The sequence below is a fragment of the Actinopolyspora mortivallis DSM 44261 genome (genome assembly GCF_000384035.1).
Classification (GTDB): Bacteria; Actinomycetota; Actinomycetes; order Mycobacteriales; family Pseudonocardiaceae; genus Actinopolyspora; species Actinopolyspora mortivallis.
Genome location: NZ_KB913024.1, coordinates 598,254 through 614,405, shown reverse-complemented (window position 1 = coordinate 614,405; position 16,152 = coordinate 598,254). Strand labels below are relative to the sequence as shown.

Annotated in this window: 14 protein-coding genes and 1 pseudogene; 5 read left to right on the top strand and 10 right to left on the bottom strand. The window is 68.2% G+C overall.

Annotation, left to right across the window (positions count from 1 at the left end):
- Positions 1-68: 68 nt before the first annotated feature.
- Both ACTMO_RS0103035 and ACTMO_RS0103030 read left to right on the top strand, forming a co-directional pair.
- Positions 69-371, top strand: a complete 303-nt coding sequence (locus ACTMO_RS0103035; protein WP_019853185.1) for a hypothetical protein — start codon at positions 69-71, stop codon at positions 369-371.
- 107 nt (positions 372-478) lie between these two features.
- Positions 479-745 carry a hypothetical protein gene (locus ACTMO_RS0103030; protein ID WP_019853184.1) on the top strand — a complete coding sequence of 89 codons (267 nt, stop codon included), beginning with the start codon at positions 479-481 and terminating at the stop codon, positions 743-745.
- A gap of 43 nt (positions 746-788) precedes the next feature.
- On the opposite strand, the gene ACTMO_RS0103025 is transcribed toward ACTMO_RS0103030, so the two are convergent.
- From ACTMO_RS0103025 to ACTMO_RS22210, 5 genes and pseudogenes are all read right to left on the bottom strand, one after another.
- Complete coding sequence (locus ACTMO_RS0103025; protein WP_019853183.1) at positions 789-2,867, bottom strand: xanthine dehydrogenase family protein molybdopterin-binding subunit; 2,079 nt, start codon at positions 2,865-2,867, stop codon at positions 789-791.
- A complete protein-coding gene (locus ACTMO_RS0103020; protein WP_019853182.1) occupies positions 2,864-3,856 on the bottom strand; it encodes an FAD binding domain-containing protein in 993 nt (330 codons plus the stop codon). The genes ACTMO_RS0103025 and ACTMO_RS0103020 overlap by 4 nt, the downstream gene beginning before the upstream one ends.
- Positions 3,853-4,356, bottom strand: coding sequence for a 2Fe-2S iron-sulfur cluster-binding protein (locus tag ACTMO_RS0103015; RefSeq protein ID WP_019853181.1), 504 nt, complete (start codon positions 4,354-4,356; stop codon positions 3,853-3,855). The genes ACTMO_RS0103020 and ACTMO_RS0103015 overlap by 4 nt, the downstream gene beginning before the upstream one ends.
- 152 nt (positions 4,357-4,508) lie before the next feature.
- Positions 4,509-5,375, bottom strand: coding sequence for an AraC family transcriptional regulator (locus ACTMO_RS0103010; RefSeq protein ID WP_019853180.1), 867 nt, complete (start codon positions 5,373-5,375; stop codon positions 4,509-4,511).
- A 125-nt stretch (positions 5,376-5,500) separates the two neighbouring features.
- A pseudogene (locus ACTMO_RS22210) lies at positions 5,501-6,033 on the bottom strand (transposase); the annotation flags it as partial.
- Positions 6,034-6,149: 116 nt separating this feature from the next.
- On the opposite strand from ACTMO_RS22210, the gene ACTMO_RS22760 reads away from it, so the two are divergent.
- Positions 6,150-6,299 carry a hypothetical protein gene (locus ACTMO_RS22760; protein ID WP_157062778.1) on the top strand — a complete coding sequence of 50 codons (150 nt, stop codon included), beginning with the start codon at positions 6,150-6,152 and terminating at the stop codon, positions 6,297-6,299.
- 240 nt (positions 6,300-6,539) lie between these two features.
- Here the strand turns inward: ACTMO_RS22760 and ACTMO_RS0103000 are convergent, their stop codons facing one another.
- The 4 genes from ACTMO_RS0103000 to ACTMO_RS0102985 are packed head-to-tail and all read right to left on the bottom strand — an operon-like array spanning position 6,540 to position 12,794.
- Positions 6,540-7,583 (bottom strand): family 2 encapsulin nanocompartment cargo protein polyprenyl transferase, encoded by a 1,044-nt coding sequence (locus ACTMO_RS0103000; protein WP_019853178.1) that lies wholly within the window; start codon positions 7,581-7,583, stop codon positions 6,540-6,542.
- A 13-nt stretch (positions 7,584-7,596) separates the two neighbouring features.
- The gene (locus ACTMO_RS0102995; protein WP_019853177.1) at positions 7,597-9,009 is read right to left on the bottom strand and encodes a family 2B encapsulin nanocompartment shell protein; all 1,413 of its coding nucleotides are present in this window, start codon (positions 9,007-9,009) and stop codon (positions 7,597-7,599) included.
- A 50-nt stretch (positions 9,010-9,059) separates the two neighbouring features.
- The gene (locus ACTMO_RS0102990; protein WP_019853176.1) at positions 9,060-11,402 is read right to left on the bottom strand and encodes a family 2 encapsulin nanocompartment cargo protein terpene cyclase; all 2,343 of its coding nucleotides are present in this window, start codon (positions 11,400-11,402) and stop codon (positions 9,060-9,062) included.
- 3 nt (positions 11,403-11,405) lie between these two features.
- Positions 11,406-12,794: a family 2B encapsulin nanocompartment shell protein gene (locus ACTMO_RS0102985; protein WP_026448814.1), complete on the bottom strand. Its 1,389-nt coding sequence runs from the start codon at positions 12,792-12,794 to the stop codon at positions 11,406-11,408.
- A 592-nt stretch (positions 12,795-13,386) separates the two neighbouring features.
- On the opposite strand from ACTMO_RS0102985, the gene ACTMO_RS0102980 reads away from it, so the two are divergent.
- Together ACTMO_RS0102980 and ACTMO_RS22205 are read left to right on the top strand one after the other, a co-directional pair.
- The gene (locus ACTMO_RS0102980) at positions 13,387-14,688 is read left to right on the top strand and encodes an MFS transporter (RefSeq protein WP_211212899.1); all 1,302 of its coding nucleotides are present in this window, start codon (positions 13,387-13,389) and stop codon (positions 14,686-14,688) included.
- Between the two features lie 13 nt (positions 14,689-14,701).
- The gene (locus tag ACTMO_RS22205) at positions 14,702-15,343 is read left to right on the top strand and encodes an HAD hydrolase family protein (RefSeq protein ID WP_169509037.1); all 642 of its coding nucleotides are present in this window, start codon (positions 14,702-14,704) and stop codon (positions 15,341-15,343) included.
- On the opposite strand, the gene ACTMO_RS0102970 is transcribed toward ACTMO_RS22205, so the two are convergent.
- Positions 15,315-16,088 carry a transposase family protein gene (locus ACTMO_RS0102970; RefSeq protein ID WP_026448813.1) on the bottom strand — a complete coding sequence of 258 codons (774 nt, stop codon included), beginning with the start codon at positions 16,086-16,088 and terminating at the stop codon, positions 15,315-15,317. The genes ACTMO_RS22205 and ACTMO_RS0102970 overlap by 29 nt on opposite strands.
- Positions 16,089-16,152: the final 64 nt, after the last annotated feature.

The following is a 16,152-nucleotide window of genomic DNA, read 5'->3' as shown; positions in this document are numbered from 1 at the left end:
CCGGAGACGACCGCAATTCCCGGAGAGGTCCATCCGGCGGACTCCCCCTCTCCCCGGTCTGGAAGGCGATGTCCCGGCGACGCAGGACACTGTTCGTCACCGCACTGACGGCACCGAACCTGACGCTGGCGGCGCTGAACCTACTCGACGCTCCCCTGAGCGTGGCTCTGCCCGCCTTCCTCGCGGCCTCTGCCACGGGATTCGCCACGCTCCGCCGGATACCGGAGTTCTCCACTCCGCCGACGCCCTCCCCGCACTGGCGTCTCACCCCCCGACGCTGGCGGTTCGGCCCCGACGACTGGACGTTCGGTTTCCCGGACGGCACCACCTTCCGTGGAAGGTCCTCCCGCTCCTCCCACGACCGTCGGTAAGGGGCGGCGCCCGTGTCCGGGACTTCCGGGACCGCCGGAGCCAACCCCGCCCGTCGGGGGGCCACCGCGTGCCCGATAATCCCTCCCGGACCAGGCATCGACGGAAAGTGAGCATCCCGGTGGCGCGTGACCAGGGGAGTTCCCGCCCCAACCCCTCGTTTTTCGGCAGCATCGACCCGTTCTGCTGGATCATGGTGATCCCGCTGTTGCTGGTGGCGGTGTTCACCACTCTGGCGGTCTCGCTGACGGTGGGGTTGGGACTGGTGGCCCTGGGCGTGGTGGTGCTGCTGGCCGACGCCACGATCAACTGGCGCTGGTACCGCACCTGGGGGAGCAGACCCGTCTCCCGGGACTCCCGCCCCCGGAAACGCTGACCGTTTCCGGGGACAGCGCAGGCGCGTGACAGGGGTCCACCGCTCACCCGTCGGTCAGGAACTTCTCCGGCGTGAGCGGCAGCTCACGAACCCGGACACCGGTGGCGTGGTGGGCGGCGTTGCCGATGGCGGCGGCCACCCCGACGATGCCCACCTCGCCGATGCCCTTGGTCCCCATCGGGTTGACGTGCGGATCGTGCTCGTCGATCCAGTCCACCTCCACCGACCCCACGTCCGCGTGGGCGGCTATGTGGTAGCCGGCGAAGTCGTTGTTGACCACGTGACCGAACCGCCCGTCGACCACGCCGTGCTCGTGCAGGGCCATGGACAGCCCCATGGTCATCCCGCCCGCGAACTGCGAACGCGCGGTCCGGGCGTTGACGATGCGCCCGGCGGCGAAGACACCGAGCAGGCGCGGCACCCGCACCTCGCCGGTGTCGGCGTGCACCCGGACCTCGGCGAACTGGGCGCCGTAGGCGTTCATCGCGTACTTGCCCGCCTCCGGGTCGGGCTCGGACTTCGTGGTGGTCTCGGCCCCTTCCGGGGGATGCTCGCCGTGTTCGGCGCGGAAGGCCCGCGCCGCCTGGACGATCGCAGTCCCCCACGAGGCCGTCCCCGAGGAGCCACCGGCGAGGCTGGCCTTGGGCTGGGCGGTGCTACCCAGGTGCAGCCGCACGGCCGACAGCGGAACCTCCAGTGCCTCGGCCGCGATCTGGGTCAACGCGGTGCGGGCCCCGGTGCCGATGTCGGAGGCCGCGATCTCCACCCGGTAGTACCCGTCGGCGTAGCCGACGGTGGCCACCGAGCCGGGGATGGTGAAACTGGGGAAGCTCGCGGCGGCCACCCCGGTTCCGACCAGCCAGTCGCCCTCGCGCCGAACCCCCGGCCTGGGGTCGCGTTCGGCCCAGCCGAACCGCTCGGCCCCCCGGCGCAGGCAGGTGACCAGGTTGCGGCTGGAGAACGGCCGCCCCGAGGTGGGGGCGGTGTCGGGCTCGTTGTGGACGCGGAACTCGATCGGGTCCATGCCGCAGGCCTGGGCCATCTCGTCCACCGCGCTTTCCAGCGCGTACATCCCGCCGGCCTCCCCCGGAGCCCGCATCCAGGTGGGCACGGGCACGTCCAGCGCCACCACCCGGTTGGTGATCCGGCGGTTCGGCGAGACGTACATGTCACGGGAGGCCCCGGCACTCTGCTCGGCGTACTCCGCCAGCCGCGAGCTCTGTTCGAGCGCGGAGTGCTCGGTGGCGACCAGCCGCCCCGTGGCGTCGGTCCCCAGCCGGACCCGCTGGAAACCCGGCGGGCGGTAACCCACCAGCGGGAACATCTGCGCCCGGGTCAACGCGCACTTGACCGGCCTTCCGGGGGTCAACCGCGCGGCCATGACCGTGGCCACCACGTGCGCGTGGGGCATCCCCTTGGAACCGAAACCCCCGCCCACGTGGGGTGAGACCACGTGCACCCGTTCCGGGTCGAGACCGAAGATCGGAACCAGCACGTCCCGCACCACGTACGGTCCCTGGTTGGAGTCGTAGAGGGTGAGTTCCCCGTCCTCCCACACCGCCACGGTGGCGTGCGGCTCCATCGGGTTGTTGTGTTCCGGAGGGGTGGCGTAGGTGACGTCCACCGTGTACTCGGCGGCCTCCAGCGCCGCGTCCACGTCCCCCTGATCCAGGTCCTCGGTGACCATCGGGGAGGAGGTGTCCGGCGACTGGGCCCGGTGGTCGTCGACGCCGAACGTGGACTCGTGGGGGTGGCGTTCGTAGGTGACCTCCACGAGACCGGCCGCCTGGGCCGCGATCTCCGGGGTCTCGGCCAGCACAGCCCCGATCACCTGGCCGCGGAAGGCGACCTCCGGGGACTGCAACACGGCGAGTTCCCCACCGGCGTTCACTTTCTCCGCGTTCTCGTGGGTCAGCACGGTGTGCACCCCGGGCAGTGCCTCCGCCGCGCTGGTGTCCGTGCCGGTCACGCGTCCCCGGGCTATCCCGGCCTGCACCAGGTGCAGATAGCGCGGGCCGTCCACGGGCTGTTCGAAGGCGTAACGCGCCGTTCCCGCCACCTTGTCCGGACCGTCGAGACGCTGCGGGGCCCTCCCGGGGTCCTCGGTCAGCACGTCGGTCATGCTCTGTCCTCCCTGGTGAGCTCGCGCAGCACCGCGCACAGGGTGTTACGGGTCATGGGGATCTTGAAGGCGTTGTCCCGCAGGGACTCGGCCTGCTCCAGTTCCGCCTCGGCCGCCCGCCGGAAGTTCTCCTCGGTGGCGGGGGTTCCGCGCAGTTCCCGCTCGGCGGCCTCGGCCCGCCAGGGTTTGTGCGCCACCCCGCCCAGGGCGATGCGGGCGTCGCGGACGGTGCCCTCGTCCACCTCCATGACCGCGGCCACGGAGACCAGGGCGAAGGCGTAGGAGGCCCGTTCCCGGACCTTGCGGTAGGTGGAACGGGCACTGACCGAGGGTGCGGGCAGTTCCACGGAGGTGATCAGCTCGCCGTGTTCGAGCACGGTGTCGCGTTCGGGCTCGTCACCGGGAAGCCGGTGCAGCTCGGTGACCGGGATCCGACGTTGCCCGTTGCTGCCGCGCACCACCACGGTGGCGTCGAGCGCGGCCAGGGCGACCGCCATGTCGGAGGGATGGGTGGCCACGCAGTGCTCGGAGGCGCCGAGGATCGCGTGATGGCGGTTCCAGCCCTCCAGGGCGGAGCAGCCGGATCCGGGTTCGCGTTTGTTACACGGCGTGCTGGGGTCCTGGAAGTAGGCGCAGCGGGTGCGCTGCACCAGGTTGCCGCCGGTGGTGGCCAGGTTGCGCAGCTGCCCGGAGGCCCCGGCCAGCAGGGCCTGGGCCAGCACCGGATAGCTCTGCCGGATCACGTGGGAGGCGGCCAGCTCGCTGTTGCGGACCGTGGCACCGACGGAGACCCGCCCGTCCGGCAGTGTCTCGACGAAGTCGTAGGGCAGCTTGGTGATGTCGACGAGCTTGCCGGGTTCGGCCACCCCCAGTTTCATGTGGTCGACGAGGTTGGTCCCACCGCCGAGGTACGTCGCTGTGGGGTCGTCGCTGACGGTGGCGATAGCACCGTCGGTGTCGTCCGCGCGTTCGTAGTCGAAGGGTTTCACTCCGCGGCCTCTCGGATGGCTGAGACGATGTTGGTGTAGGCGCCGCAGCGGCAGAGGTTGCCGCTCATCCGTTCCCGGATCTCCTCGTCGTCGAGGTCTGGCTCCTCTTCGAGGTTCTCGGTGACGTGGCTGGGCCAGCCGGCCTTGACCTCGTCGAGCATCCCGACCGCCGAGCAGACCTGCCCCGGCGTGCAGTAGCCGCACTGGAAGCCGTCGTGCTCCAGAAAGGCCTGTTGCACCGGATGCGGACGATCCCCTTCGGACAGTCCTTCGGCCGTGGTCACCTCCGCGCCGTCCTGGGCGACGGCCAGGGTCAGGCAGCTGGTGACCCGACGGCCGTCGAGCAGCACGGTGCAGGCACCGCACTGGCCGTGGTCGCAGCCCTTCTTCGGCGAGATCACCCCAAGTCTCTCGCGCAGCGCGTCCAACAGGGTGGTTCGGGTGTCCACCGACAGCGTTCGCCGCTGCCCGTCCACCCGCAGTGTTATCTCCGCGTCCATTCGACGGGCGCCTTTCCTCGCTTCGTGGTGGGTAAGCAAGCGTTCGGTGATCATCCTACGGAGACAGCGGTGACGCCCACCACCACGAATTCGGGCGACCTCGGCGGCTCCCGGCGCCCGTGTGGGTACCGGGGAGCCACGCTGGTGCGACGCTAGCCGTCGTGCTCCACGGGCAGCCAGAGTTCGCAGGAGGTGTCAGTCTCGTCCGCGGAGAACTCGGTGCGCAGGATCTCCGGTCCGGCGACGCTGCGGTAGGGGTTGGACGGGAACCACTGGGTGAACACGTCCCGCCACAGGTACTGCGCGGCCTCGGGGGCCTTGCCCACCGTGTGGAACACGGCCCACTTCCCGGCGGGCACGACGCGCTCCTCCACCCCCTCCGGGGCGGAGGCCGAGGACACCACCCCCTGCATGTAGTCGACCAGGCTGCCCTCGGCGCGGGACGAGGCGTCGAGCGGTTCCACGGCGGAGACGACGCCGCGCGGTTCCTGGTCCGACAGCGGCTTCAACCGCGCCAACCGTTCGACGCCGACACTCGCGATGAACTCGGCGATGGCCTGGTTGTGTCCCTCGTGCACGATCGGCACCTCGGTGCGGTAGCCGAGCAGCCGGAACTCCGGCTTGTCGACGATCCGGTACTCCATCGGTGTGCTCCCTTCGACGGTGAGGTGAAACGTCATCCGTGGTTGGGAGGTCAGTGCCGTTCCGGACCGGCGTGCCTCGGCCGGGCCGACACCGTGCACGGCGCGGAACGCCCGCGCGAAGGCCTCGTTGGACCCGTAGCCGTAGGTGACGGCGATGTCGAGCAGGCAGCGCTGCCCGGCCAGCACCTCACCCGCCGCCAGGGTCAGCCTGCGCCTGCGCACGTACTCCGACAGCGGGATCCCGGCCAGGGCGGAGAACATCCGGCGGAAGTGGTGCGGCGAGGTGCGGGCGATCCTGGCCAGCACGTCGATGTCGACCTCGGCGGCGATGTGCCGTTCGAGGTGATCCATGGCCTCGTTGAGCCGGTCGAGCATGGTGGCCTCCCTTCCGCACTCGAAACTAGGGGTTCGCCACCACGGCCGCCCGACAGTTCGTGCCCGTTTCGGTCGGGGGAGCGGCCCTCACGACAGGGGCGGCCAATTTTGCCTAAGGGGTGCTTTCAGACTGCGGGGTGTTTGCGGGCGAGGATCATGCAGTGGTCGAGTGGGAGCAGGGCCTTGTGCATGTCGTCGCGGGTCTCCCACTGGATGTGGAGTGTGCGGGCTCCGTGGAGTCAGGCGAGGGCGGCTTCGACGACCCGGCGCAGCCTGCCGAGTCCGGACCCGTGGACACGTGTGCGGTTCCCGAGCCGGGGTGTGATGCCCTGACTGGTCAGGGCGTCACGGCAGGTGTGGGAGTCGTAGGCCGTGTCACCGAGCAGTTCGTCCGGTGTGGCCACCACAGCCGACAGGGTCTGCACCATCCCGGGCAGCTGTGTCAGATCGTGCCGACCGGCCCGGGGGAGCGCACTGCCCCCGGTGTGCCGACCGCCTCGGTGAGCACATGGTGTTTCGAGCCCGGTCGGCCTCGGTCAACCGGGCTCGGCCCCACTTGTGGGCTAGCACGTCCCCGCTTGGCCGGAACGGAGGACGAGTCCACCACCGCCCGGGAGACATCCAACCGATCCGCCGCCCGCAGCCGGGCCAGCAGCACCTCGTCCCACACCCAGCATGCCAACACACCCATTCTGCAAGGACCCCATAATCGCCAACCTGACTGACAAGTTCAAGCCATCCGACACAGCAGGCAGCAGGGCCACTCTCGGTTTCGTGGCCCTGCTCACCGCGTTTCTCATCATCTTCTCGCAAGTCATCGCAGCCGGAACCACTGCTCAATGGGCAAACATGCTCGCCCTTGTACTAACCATCATCGGTACTGGGCTACGGGTAGAGGCAGTCATTATTCGTCAGGAACGTTGATCGCTGAACCAGCGGTAGATCACTACACTGACGAGGCCGAGAACGTCCACCGCTGGCCTTCGACCATACGAAGTACCCCACACGGTCGAAGGTCAGCGGTGTGCCAGGCCGCAGCGGAATGAAGGCTTCTGGGGTGCGGGAATCCGAAGTATGTCCGTTCAGATCGCAATCCAGTCGGACTCAGCGCAGTGAAACCAACCTCGCGAGACGGCTCGGCACGAACAACGGGCCGGAGAGCGCCTAGTGGTCGCGCTGGGTGACGAGATGGGCGAGCGCGGTCAGTTCCTCGGCCCGGGCTGTGGGACCGGCCGCGTCGAGGTGGCCCAGGGCACTGGTGAGCAGCCGGTCGGCCTGGGTGTGACTCCAGGAGCGCCCTCCCGCGATGTCGACGAGCTCGGCGGTGGCGGTCAGGTCGGTTTCCGCGTTCGGAGGATGGTGGTAGTGCGCGGCGAGTCGCCGCCCGGCGGGGGTCTCCGAGTTCAGCGCGAACACCACGGGCAGGGTCTTCTTGCGGGCGTGCAGGTCGGAGTAGGCGGGTTTGCCGGTGGTGTCGGGGTCACCCCAGATGCCGAGCAGGTCGTCGACGTGCTGGAAGGCCAGCCCGAGGTCGTGGCCGAAGCGGCGCAGGTGTTCGGTTCGCCGTGGGTCGGCACCGGCGTACCGGGCCCCGAGTTCACAGGCGCTCGCCAGCAGCGCGGCGGTCTTGGCTTCGGCCATGCGCTGGCACTCGGCGACGTCGACATCATCACGCTGCTCGAAGGCCAGATCCGTGACCTGCCCCTGAACGAGTTCCTGGACAGTGGTGTTGAGCAGGCGGATGCCGGACAGGGCGGCCGGGTGCTCACTGTCGGCGAGTACCCCGGAGGCCAGCGAGAGCAGGGAGTCACCGGCCAGGATCGCCGCGCTGGCCCCGAACACGCTCCAGGCCGTGGGGCGGTGGCGGCGCGTGGCGTCGGTGTCGATGACGTCGTCGTGGATCAGCGAGAAGTTGTGTACGAGTTCGACGGCGACCGCCGCGGGCAGGGCCTGCTCGACGGTGCCACCGACGGCCTCGGCGGCGAGCAGAACCAGCGCGGGACGCAGTGCCTTGCCGCCGGAGGTCTCGCTGAGCCCACCGTGTTCGTCGATCCAGCCGAACTGGTACCGGGCGATGTGGCGCATGTCCTCGGGCAGCGTGTCGACGGCCGAGCGCAGCGCCGGGTCGACCCGGTCGCGCGCGTCGCTCAGGGCCTGGTAGGCCCGCCGGGCCGGGGCGGCGTGCGGGAACACCTCGGGGGTGGCCATGGGAGCGTTCCTTTCACCGGGCGATCTCGACGTTCTCCAACACGCCGAGCGCGTCGGGAGTGAGCACGGCAGCGGAGTAGTATGCGCTGACCAGGTACGACGTGACGGCCTGGCTGTTGATGCCCATGAACCGCACGTTGAGACCGGGGGCGTACTCGTCGGGGATGCCGGTCTGGTGCAACCCGACCACCCCTTGGTGTTTCTCCCCGGTGCGCAGTACCAGTACCGAGCTGGTTCCGGTGTCGCTGACGGGGATCTTGTCGCAGGGCAGCAGCGGAACGCCGCGCCAGGCGGTCATGCGGGTGCCGTGCACCTCGACGCTGTCCGGGTAGACGCCCCGGCGGGTGCACTCGCGGCCGAACGCGGCGATGGTCCGGGGGTGGGCGAGGAAGAACTCGGACTTGCGGCGCCGGGACAGCAGCTCGTCGAGATCACCCGGAGTGGGCGGACCGCCGGTGGTCTGGATGCGCTGGCGCAGGTCGGCGTTGTGCAGCAGCCCGAACTCGCGGTTGGTGACCAGGTCCGCCTCCTGCCGCTCCCGCAGCTCCTCGACCGTGAGTCGCAGCTGTTGGTCGAGCTGGTTCATCGGCTGGTTGTACAGGTCACTGACCCGGGTGTGCACCCGCAGCACAGTCTGGGCCACGCTGAGCTCGTACTCGCGGGGGGTGAGCTCGTAGTCGACGAACGTGCCGGGCAGCTCGGGCTCGCCGTCGTGGCCGGAGGCCAGCCACATGGCTGCTTCGCCGTGCTTGTTGTGCGCGGGTGGGGTGTGGTCGCGCACCCGGTCGAGGTGGGTGCGCAGCACCTCGGAGCGCTCGGTGAGCTCCTCCACGGCGCGACGGGACAGGGTCAGCACGATGCACGGCGTCAGCGCGGTGGCCGTGACGGGCCAGGTGTCCCGGCCGCCGGTGAGGACGTGTTCTCCGAGGTAGTCACCGTCGGCGAGCACGTCCCGCGAGGTTTCTCCCCCGTAGGGGCCGGGGGTGCGGGTGTTGACCTTGCCGTGGGCCAGCAGCACCAGCTCCTCGGCGGGCGCGCCCACGGTGGTGATGTTCTCGCCCGGGGCGTAGTGGTGCTGGGTGAACCGTTCGGCCAGCGCGGCGAGCACCGTCTCGTCGTCGAGCTCCCGCAGGCACGGGATTTCGCGCAACTCCGGGGGCAGCACGCGAACCCGGTCGCCGGTGTTGGAGAACGTCAGGCGTCCGTCGCCGAGCTGGTAGGTCAACCGTCGGTTGACCCGGTAGGAGCCGCTGGTGGTCTCGACCCACGGCAGCATGCGCAGCAGCCACCGTGGACTGATCGAGCGCATCTGCGGTGGGGTTTTCGTGGTGGTGGCCAGGTTGCGGGCCGCGGCCGTGCCCAGGCTGAGCCGCTCCCGGCCCTCGGGTTCCGGGGTGGCCGCCGCGTTCGGTGCGATCTCGGTCATGTGTCTCACTCGTCGCGTGTGGGGTCGGAAAGGAGGTAGTCGCCGACGGCTCACCCGGTCCCGGGCGGGCGGCGGCCCGTGGCCTCCGTGGGCGCGGCGATCCGGGCCGCCGCGCCCAGGCCGGTGGGTCCGGCCAGGCGCCGGCGCGGCGTGAGCGCTCCCTCCGGCCGCGCGGCCCCGAGAGACGGGGAGGGTGGTGTTCCCGTCCCGGCGGCCCACGGTGTGTGGTGGCGCCGCAGTTCGGCCTCGGTGTAGCGCACGCACTTGCGGTGCCACTCCAGGATCCCCGACATCCAGTCCTTGAGGGACTCGGCGTGGTTGACGAGCACCCGGCGGGCGGAGTCGTCGAGACCGAACTCGTCGAACATCCGGGGCAGGCGCTCGCCGAGGATCTGCCGGAACTGCCGCATCCGGGCGGTCATCACCTCCGCCACGACGTCGCGGGCCCGCCACCGGTCGACGTCGAGGAAGTACTGGGTGACCAGTACGAGGTTGTGGACCTCACCCTCGAACTGGATCTCCTTCTGGTAGGAGAACAGGTCGTTGGTCAGGCACGCGTAGTCCTGCGCGGCGGTTTCCATCTCCCGGACCACCGTGCTGCGGTACACCTCGGCGGGCACCGTGTCGAGATGGGCCAGCCGGGACAGGCTCATCGTCATGTCCGAGCCGAACGTCTTACGCCGCATCTCCAGATAGTCGACCGGGTCCGGCACCCGGTGCTGGATCTGGTTGGCCAGTTCCCACAGCCAGCTGGCGGTCATCTCCTCCACGGCGGTACGGAACTGGCGCCGCGCCTCGGTGCCCATGGGCCCGGCGGTGCGTCGCCACAGGTCGGCCAAACCCCGTTCGATCGGGTTGGTCGGCTCCGGAGTGGACTCACCGTGCAGGGGCATGAACGCCGACAGCCGATCGTTGCAGACCTTGGCCGCCGCGAGGTCACGGGAGGCGCCGAACACGGCGGGAAAGTAGTCGTCGCCGTAGGTGCCCCAGGCCAGCCAGTCCGAGGAGAGGTCGAGTGCCTCCGGGTTCGCGTCGGCGTGGATCATCGCCGCGCAGTGGGCGAAGTCGAAACCGACGAACCGGCGCTCGTCCCACACCCCGCCGAGTTCCACCCCGGGCACGGAGTCGAACATGCCCATCCGCCGTGCCCAGTCGACACCGTGCTCGCGGGCGGTGTCCACGTGCGGGCTCATCCGCACGGGATAGGGCATGAAGAACTCCGGCAGCGTCAGGTGCCCCACCTCCTGGAACGGCCGGTGGGACTGCTGTCGCGTCCGGCGCCGAACGCCGGGACGCAGCCGGGAGAACGCCCGGGCCGCCGAGGTGCCCAGGCCGGTGGGGCCGTGCGGGACGGGGGCACCGGACGTCGCGGTGACGTGTTCGTTCATGTACCGGCTGGACTGGGTGTGCCACTCGTGGCCACCGGCCTGCCAGTCCTGCAATCCCTTGACGTAGGCCAGCACCCTGGCCCGCTCGTCCGGGTCGAGGCCGTGCTCGTCGCACAGCGCGGGAACCTCGGTCAGGGCCGTGTTGTCGAACTGCTCCAGACGGGAGGTCAACAGATCGTTGGTCAGTTCGGCGGCCCGCTGCGTGCTGGTGGCGAAGAAGGTCTCCATGACCAGCACCCCGTTGTTGAGCTCGCCCTCCTGCTGAGTCTCGCGCTGGTAGGAGAACAGGTCGTTACGCAGGTGCACCCCGTCGGCGAAGGTGTCGGTGAGCACCCGCATCGGTCGGCTCGCGGCGATCCGCGCCGGGATCTCGGCCCGGGCGGCGAGTTCGACGAGCCCGGCCGACCAGGGCGCTCCGCCGACCTTGCGGCGCATCTCGACGTAGTCGACCGGGTTGGGCACCTGCCCCTGGGTGATGTTGGTCAGCTCCCACACGCAGTCCTCGAGCAGGTTGCGGGTGGCCTCGGCGAACCTGTTCCGCCAGTCGGTCGACATGCTCGGGGCCGTGCGGGACCACAGGTCGACCAGTCCCCACTCCACGGGGTTCCTCGGCTCCGGGACGTGCTCGCTCGGGTCGGTCGGCATGAACGCCGACAGCCCGGCCAGGTACCGCCGGGCCCCGGCGAGGTCGCCGGTGTGTTTGTAGTGCTCCAGGAAGTGGTCGTCGAAGTAGAACACCCACACGTACCAGTCGGTGATCAGGTCCAGGTCGGTCGCGGTGGCGTCCGGGTGGGTGTAGGCGCACAGCAGCGGGTAGTCGGCCGAGTCGAAGGTGGACTCGTCCCAGGCGAACTCCCCGCTGCTGCCCGGTGCCCCGCCCGGGGTGACCATCTCCATCCGACGGGCCCACTCCGTGGAGTGCTCACGCGTCCGCTGCAGATGCGGGTTCAGCCGGGCGGGCCAGGGCAGGTAGAACTCCGGAAGCTCGAACGGTTGGCCGGCCACGGGTCAGTCTTCCCTGCCGGTCTCGACGTCGTCCAGCACCGCCAGCGCGTCGGGCACCAGCACCGCGGCGGAGTAGTAGGTGGACACCAGATACGAGATCAACGCCTTCTCGTTGATGCCCATGAACCGCACCGACAGGCCCGGCTCGTACTCGTCGGGCAGCCCGGTCTGGTGCAGCCCGACCACGCCCTGGTTGGCCTCGCCGGTACGCATCAGCATGATCGAGGTGGTGCGCTGGCTGCTCATCGGCAGCTTGTTGCAGGGGAACAGCGGTACACCGCGCCAGGCGGGCACGTGGTGTCCACCGATCTCCACACTGGACGGGTACAACCCGCGACGGCTGCACTCGCGACCGAACGCGGCGATGGCCCTCGGGTGTGCCAGGAAGAAACCGGGGTCCTTCCAGACCAGCGACAGCAGCTCGTCCATGTCGTCCGGGGTGGGCGGACCGGTGCGGGTGTGGATGCGCTGGCGCAGGTCGGCGTTGTGCAGCAGGCCGAACTCGCGGTTGGTGACCAGCTCCTTCTCCTGCTCCTCGCGCAGTTCCTGGATGGTCAGCCGCAGCTGCTGCTCCACCTGGTCCATCGGCTCGTTGTACAGGTCCGCCACCCGGGTGTGCACCCGCAGCACCGTCTGGGCCACGCTGAGCTCGTACTCGCGGGGCTTGAGCTCGTAGTCGACGAACGTGCCCGGCAGTTCCGGTTCACCGGCGTGGCCGGAGGCCACGGAGACGGCGGCCTCGCCGTCGTCGTTGTGCGCGCCCCGAGGTTCGGCCTGGACCCGCTCCAGGTGGGTACGCAGCGTCTCGGAGCGGTCCACCACCTCGCGGGCGGACTGACGCGGCAGGGTTAACACCGTGCACGGTGTCACGGCCTTGGCGGTGAACCCCCAGGTGCCGCCGTCCTCGGCCAGCACGTGGCCGCCGAAGTGCTGTCCTCCGGCCAGTACTCCCAGTACCGTCTGGTCTCCGTAGGGACCGGTGCCCAGTTTGTTCACCTTGCCGTGCGCGATGAGCACGATCTCCTCGGACGGGCTGCCCTCCTCGGCGATGACCTCACCCGCCGCGTACTCGCGCTGCACGAAACGCTCGGCCAGGCCCTCCAGCACCGTGGTGTCGTCGAAGCCGCGCAGTGCGGGCAGTTCCCGCAGTTCGCCGGGGATCACCCGCACCGTCGCGCCGGTGTTGGAAAACGTCACCAGCCCGTCGCCCAGCTGGTAGGTCAACCGTCGGTTCACCCGGTAGGCCCCGCCCGAGGCCTGCACCCACGGCAGCAGGCGCAGCAACCACCGCGAGGTGATCGACTGCATCTGCGGCGGGGTCTTCGTCGTCGTCGACAGGTTCCGCGCCGCCGCCGTGCCCAGGCTCAACGGCGACTGCTCGGCACCGTCCATCGGACCGGGAACCGACTCCGTACTCGTCACCACACACCACCAATTAGCCGCATGTCACACATTCCTGCCCGCGCAGTCAGACCAGTCAGACACCCGCGTTTGGAACTCGCCCCAACGAACTCGCCCCAGTACGGCTTCGAACGTGATCGTGATCAGCTCGGAGGGTAACCACAGTCGATCGACCGATCAGGCGATCAACCGTCACCCGGTCAGACAAGCTAATTGATCAATGTGGAGCAGCACAAGACGTGGTTGGACAGTCACTCGTACCCGAGGGACCACCACGACACCGCACATCAGTGATGAATATCACATATTTTCTCGTGCCACCGGAGGCGCTCGCCCTCTCCTGGGGCCGCCGTCACGTGGAGGACGCACGATGCGACTCGTCTCTTCGTGCGAGCGGTCAGCGAGTTCATTGACTCCATATTCCCCGAATCACTAGTTTCGTCGCGAACACTGAAAGGCGCCGAAATCATCCCACAGACAGGAAAAGGAAAAAACGGAAAAATTCCACAGCCCTCCCGGGAAGCTCCCTTGTCTCATATACCTCACTCCCCACCTTCAGATCCGGGATCCAACAACTCCGCACATGGGTGTTTTCGACAGAAAAACATCAGAAAACCGCTTCACGTCGAAGTGTTCGACCTTTTCCTATACTCAACCGGGCCAAAAGGAACACGAAGTGAGATCCTACGTTGATCTGTTTCGGCAACAGTACGTCAAAAGGCTGCTGCCCAGTAATGTTGTCGGGCGGCTCCCGGAGGGTATGGGCCCGCTCGTCGTCGCTCTGTTCCTACGCGATCAGGGATTCGAGTACAGTCTGGTCGGCGTGCTCGCCGCGTTGTACGGGATTTCCGCCGCCGTGGGCACACCGATCCTGGGACGATGCGTCGATCTCTACGGCCAGGCGCGAGTGCTCACTGTGTGCATGCTGGCTTCCACGGCCGGGTTTCTGACCCTCTCGACCACCCCCTCGGACCAGGTTTTGCTCGCCGGTACGAGTATCGTCGCGGCCGGGCTGTTCACCCCGCCGCTCGAACCATGTCTGAGAAGCCTGTGGCCGCGGGTGCTTACGGGAGAACGCATCATCAAGACCGCCTACGCCCTCGATGCAACCCTGCAGGAGCTCATTTTCGTTTCGGGGCCGCTACTGGTCGTCGTGGCGGTGGAGGCGACGGGACCCGCCGGTGCCTTGGTCGCTACTGGGCTGCTCGGTTTGCTGGGAGCCATCACGTTCATCACCACCCCTCCGGTGCGGCGATGGCAGGCAGAACCACGCCGAGCGGACTGGGCGGGACCGTTGCGTTCGGCGACGCTGCGTCAGATCCTGATGAGCCTGATATTCGCGGGAGCGACGATCGGACTGCTGAACATTTCGGTCATCGCCTACAGCGAAGCCAATCACACGAATGAACTCTCGGGGATCATCCTCGCGACTAACGCCTTCGGGGCACTGATCGGTGGGCTCGTTTACGGTGGTCGCAGTTGGCCCGGCAGTTCCTATCGGCACTTCCAGTTCCTGATGTTCACGCTCGCGGTTGGATATGTACCGCTCGCGTTCGCCCCACCGCCGGTAGTGCTGATCCCGTGTGCGGTCCTCAGTGGTATTTCGCTGGCGCCGGCGTTGGCGAGCGCATTCGCCGTGGTCGGCAGCAGTGTTCCTGCGGGAACGAGTACCGAGGCGTTCGCGTGGCTGGTCACCATTTTCATGGCGGGCAACGCGTCCGGTTCGACCCTCGCCGGAACTTTGCTGCAGCACCTCGGGCTGCACGCCTCCTTCTGGGCGCTACCGACGAGTGCGCTGTGCGGATTCCTCGTGTTTACGGGGCTGTCGACCGCACGCAGTGCGATGCAACGGCGGCAGAGCGGTGAGTACAAAGTTGTGCGCTGACGAAGTGACGGTGGTGGCGACCGATCTCGACGGTACTCTGCTGAACTCACATGGAACGGTGTCCCCGTACAGTCGCGGTGTTCTCGCGGCCCTGAACGAGGCCGGATTCACCGTAGTCATAATGACCGCCCGCCCGCTCCGAGACGTCGTGGGACTCTATGGTCTCCCGGAAGGTGCCCTCGTCGCATGCGGCAACGGCACACTGATCCACGACCGATCTTCCGATTTCGATCTACATCGGAACTACATGACGGTTCGGAAAGTGAAGGAGGTAATCGACGACCTGCGCCGAATCACACCTGAGGTACGACTCGGAGGAGAGCTGAACCCCCAGCTCTTCTTGGAAGACGGGTTCCTGTTACCGGAGTCGGCGGAGCCGCCAACGGAAACAGCGCAGCGTCTCGAGGCAATACTCGACGTGCCAGAGCTGGCCAAGCTGATCGTCCAACTTCCCGGGTGTGCGACCGAATACCTCCGAACGCTGCGTTCCCGACTGCCGACAACATTCGAAGTCACCTGCTCCTCCGACTGGTTCTGCGAGATCACCGCGTCGGGTGCGAATAAGGCCGAAGCACTCAAGCTCGTTGTGCTGGCACGGGGGTGCACTGAGGTGATCTCAGCGACTTTCAAGTCTGTTGGTGTTCGAGGTGGGTGAGCACGAGTGCGGCTTGCATGATGCTGCTGATTTTTCTGGGGCTGGCGGTGATGCGGCTCAGGGTGCGCCAGCGGCCGGTGAGCAGGGCGAATCCGCGTTCGCCGAGGCTGCGTAACCCACGCAGCAGTGCGTTGTAGGCACGGTTGTCAACGTCGAGGATCTGGGTACCGGCAGGCTGCTTGACCGGGGTGTGCACCCCGATGCCGCTACCGTCGTAGCCACCGTCGGCCAGGGTGGGCAGACCACGCGAGGCGGCAGCGTACAGCGCTGGCAGCACGTGCTCCCGCGCTGCGGTGAGATCGTGGACACTGCCGGGTTCGACGTCGGAGGCCCACAGCGGGAACCCGCTTGGCGCGGACAGTGCTTGGATGGTGCCGCCGTGCTCGCCGGTCTTTCCGGAGTACCACAGATCGATGGTTTTTCCTTGCACACTGGTGGTTTTCTCCGCCAGTCGGTCGCTGGTGATGACTGTGCCGTCGAGGATCACGTAGGTCATGTCCTGCTCGTGGGCCTGCCGCAGCGCCTGATGCAGGTCCGGGGCCTGGTCGGCGAGCACCGTGATGACCTCGTCGAGGTAGCGATACGCCGTCGCCCGAGCGACCCCATGATCGCGGGCCAGTCTCGCCGGGTCGGTGCGGTCGCGAAACCAACGCAAACCGAGCACAGCCTGCCAAAAACAGGTCAACGCCCGCGTTCCGGCACGGGTACCGCGCCTGCGGCGCTCGAGCTGCAGCAGCCACGCCACCTAGCGGGCCAGCTCACGGGATACATCGAGGATGGCAGGATGCGCAATCACGGAGAGCCTTTGG

Bases quoted from the DNA above. Each gene is read 5' to 3' on its own strand.
- ACTMO_RS0103035 (WP_019853185.1), top strand. From the start codon at position 69: ATGTCCCGGCGACGCAGGACACTGTTCGTCACCGCACTGACGGCACCG.
- ACTMO_RS0103025 (WP_019853183.1), bottom strand. From the start codon at position 2,867: ATGACCGACGTGCTGACCGAGGACCCCGGGAGGGCCCCGCAGCGTCTC.
- ACTMO_RS0103015 (WP_019853181.1), bottom strand. From the start codon at position 4,356: ATGGACGCGGAGATAACACTGCGGGTGGACGGGCAGCGGCGAACGCTG.
- ACTMO_RS0103010 (WP_019853180.1), bottom strand. From the start codon at position 5,375: ATGCTCGACCGGCTCAACGAGGCCATGGATCACCTCGAACGGCACATC.
- ACTMO_RS0103000 (WP_019853178.1), bottom strand. From the start codon at position 7,583: ATGGCCACCCCCGAGGTGTTCCCGCACGCCGCCCCGGCCCGGCGGGCC.
- ACTMO_RS0102995 (WP_019853177.1), bottom strand. From the start codon at position 9,009: ATGACCGAGATCGCACCGAACGCGGCGGCCACCCCGGAACCCGAGGGC.
- ACTMO_RS0102985 (WP_026448814.1), bottom strand. From the start codon at position 12,794: ATGGACGGTGCCGAGCAGTCGCCGTTGAGCCTGGGCACGGCGGCGGCG.
- ACTMO_RS0102980 (WP_211212899.1), top strand. From the start codon at position 13,387: ATGGGTGTTTTCGACAGAAAAACATCAGAAAACCGCTTCACGTCGAAG.